3 protein-coding genes are annotated in these 1,833 nt (G+C 66.8%); 1 reads left to right on the top strand and 2 read right to left on the bottom strand.

Annotated features, from left to right (window positions below; translation table 11 throughout):
- Nucleotides 1–78 precede the first annotated feature (78 nt).
- The gene (locus EOA60_RS31305) at nt 79–519 is read right to left on the bottom strand and encodes a hypothetical protein (protein WP_095782605.1); all 441 of its coding nucleotides are present in this window, start codon (nt 517–519) and stop codon (nt 79–81) included.
- Between the two features lie 178 nt (nt 520–697).
- Between EOA60_RS31305 and EOA60_RS37900 the strand changes: the two genes are divergently transcribed.
- Nucleotides 698–868, top strand: a complete 171-nt coding sequence (locus EOA60_RS37900; RefSeq protein ID WP_164893929.1) for a hypothetical protein — start codon at nt 698–700, stop codon at nt 866–868.
- A 63-nt stretch (nt 869–931) separates the two neighbouring features.
- On the opposite strand, the gene EOA60_RS31300 is transcribed toward EOA60_RS37900, so the two are convergent.
- A complete protein-coding gene (locus EOA60_RS31300; protein ID WP_095799744.1) occupies nt 932–1,813 on the bottom strand; it encodes a LysR family transcriptional regulator in 882 nt (293 codons plus the stop codon).
- Between the last annotated feature and the right edge of the window lie 20 nt (nt 1,814–1,833).

Here is a 1,833-nt window from a genome sequence, read left to right as displayed (position 1 = left end):
GGCCCGGCATGCCGGCGCATCCGGCGAGCGCGGTCAGCGCCAGGCCAAGCAGCAGCCTTGTCACGACGGCTCCCGGTCTCACCCGGTCGCCCCGTTCATGACCTTGAGCTGGGCGGGGTCGCGCGGCGGCATGAAGCCCTGCGGAAAGACCTTGCAGACCGGAAGCGCGAAGGTGGCTATCAAGAGCTCGGCCTCGCCGCGCATCTTCCTTGGCGCCGTCTTGTCGCCGCGGATCGTCCTTGCCGAAGCGATCAGCGCGCCGTCGCAATCGCAATGATTGTGGCGGGCGATATAGCAGGCATCGTGGATCCGGCAGGCGGCATCGAGCCGGTCGACCGGGGTGGCCGAGAGATCGCCGGTGCGGGTTCCAGGACCGCAATAATTGCCGAAGACGAAAGGCGAGGGGCGGGCCATCGCATAGCGGATCGACTTCGGCAGTTCCGCTTCGGGAACCCTGGCCCACGGATTGGCGCAGCCGGAGAGGCAAAGCAGCGGCAGGATGGCAAGAATGGCTCGCATGTCTGCGCCGGCTTTCCCAGATTCCCCCTCGCCTGCCACGGCATGGCGAAGTACTGGTGCCACACTGGCCGATTTTGTGGCAAGCGCAAGGCAGGTCGGCTCCGCCTTCGGTTCGGCCAGTTTCAGCAACGACAGGCTGGCGCGACTCCCGGACGGCTATCCCGTGCGGATGACTGACATGGATTTCCACCTCGGCGACGGCGATGTCAGCTTCTACGGCCACGCCAGGATCGCGATTTCGATACGCGACCGCCACTACGGCTTAGTCACCTCCGGGCTCATGGGCAACAGCGCCGAGGAAGCCGGCCGGATGTGGGCGCCGTTCGCCGCTGAGGCCGACAGGTTGTGAATTCTTTCGTCCTCGATGCGCCTTGAAGGCGGTTCCAAAGCGGGTCGGCCTTTTTGGGCGGCATCAGACGAACAACCCCTTTTCCCGCTCCACCGCCCTGGTGATGAAATTGGCGACGAGCTGGACCCGGCGCAGCGGCCTCACTGATTCGTGATAGACCAGCCAGTACGCGCGGCGGATGGGCGCGACGATGTCTACCGGCACCAGCTCCGGCATCGAGCGGGCGACGAAGGTATGCAGGATGCCGATGCCGGCGCCCGAGCGCACCGCCTCCGCCTGGCCAAGTGCTGACGAGATGGCGAAGCTGGTGCGCCAGTCCGGGCTGAACTCCGCGGCATAGTCGAGCGAAGGGCTGACGATGAGGTCGGGCACATAGCCGATCAGCGTGTGCCGATCGAGCTCGGCTGCTGACTTCGGCAGGCCGTTGGCTTCCGCATAGGTGCGGGAGGCGAACAGGCCGAGCGTATAGTCGACGAGCTTTCCCGCCACCAATCGGCCCTCGGTCGGCCGCTCTACGGCAATCGCGATGTCGGCCTCGCGCCGCGACAGGGAGAAGGAGCGCGGCACCGGCACCAGCTGGATGGTGAGCTCGCGGTGGAGCGCCGTCAGCTCGCCCAAACGCTTGGCGAGGAAGGCGACACCGAAACCGTCGGGAGCGCCGATGCGCACCGTGCCGGAGACGTCGTCGCCCTCGCCGGCGATGGTCGAGCGCGCTGCGATCATGTCGCTCTCCATGCGCTCGGCGATGTCGAGGAAGCGCTCGCCGGCCGGCGTCAGCTCACTGCCGGTGGTCAGGCGACGGAAGAGTTTCGTCCGCAGCGCTTCCTCGAGCGCCGCGAGCCGTCGCGAGACGGTGGCGTGGTTAAGCTCCAGCCGTTTTGCCGCGCCGAGGATCTGGCCGGCGCGCGCCACGGCGAGGAAGATGCGGACATCATCCCAGTTCATGGGGATGGTCCAGGTTCTGT

This window comes from Mesorhizobium sp. M1A.F.Ca.IN.020.06.1.1 (assembly GCF_004023265.1).
GTDB lineage: Bacteria > Pseudomonadota > Alphaproteobacteria > Rhizobiales > Rhizobiaceae > Mesorhizobium.
Note: the sequence above shows the minus strand (reverse complement) of the source record. Positions and strands in the feature narration are given on the sequence as shown.

Coding starts and splice junctions, on each gene's coding strand:
- EOA60_RS31305 (WP_095782605.1), bottom strand. CDS start 519: ATGCGAGCCATTCTTGCCATCCTGCCGCTGCTTTGCCTCTCCGGCTGC.
- EOA60_RS37900 (WP_164893929.1), top strand. CDS start 698: ATGGATTTCCACCTCGGCGACGGCGATGTCAGCTTCTACGGCCACGCC.
- EOA60_RS31300 (WP_095799744.1), bottom strand. CDS start 1,813: ATGAACTGGGATGATGTCCGCATCTTCCTCGCCGTGGCGCGCGCCGGC.